We start from the raw sequence: 518 nt of genomic DNA, 5'->3' as shown, positions 1-518 counted from the left end.
CGGATTTCGAAATCTATTTTCTTGATAGCCAAGGCAACATTACTACGCACGCTGCGCCAGAAGGGACGGAATTGATGGGCGCGGTGAATCTGGCTCCTATTCGTCAGTTTCTCAGTGGAGAACCTTTCCCGATTCTAGGCGATGACCCGCGTAATCGTGATGAACACAAAGTCTTTTCTGTCGCAGCGATAGAGGAGCTTGGTTCAACCATTGGTTATTTGTACGTGGTGATCGGGAGTTCTCGTCATACGGCCATTGCCAATGCTCAAGTGGATTCGCCGTACTTGGCGCTTGCGGGTTTAGTGCTTATTTCGATTTTAGGTTTCGCTTTTGGCTCATATTTCTTGGTTAAGCGCAGCTTGTTAAACCCGATTGAACGTGTGACCGATCAACTGCAAAAACAAGCCGAACACGACTTTCGCCTACAACCCGATTTTGCACATCAAGTGCCGGAGCTAGTGCCGATTGCTCGTTCGTATCAATTGATGGCAAAACACATCCAGCAGCAATTTTTACAA

1 pseudogene is annotated in these 518 nt (G+C 47.5%); it reads left to right on the top strand.

Going from position 1 to position 518, the window contains the following annotated elements:
• Positions 1-518, top strand: a pseudogene (locus R7Q46_RS30285) (sensor histidine kinase); the annotation flags it as partial.

It is taken from the genome of Vibrio sp. 811, from assembly GCF_033339195.1.
The sequence above is the reverse complement of the archived record's forward strand: the minus strand, read 5'-3'. Positions and strand labels throughout refer to the sequence as shown.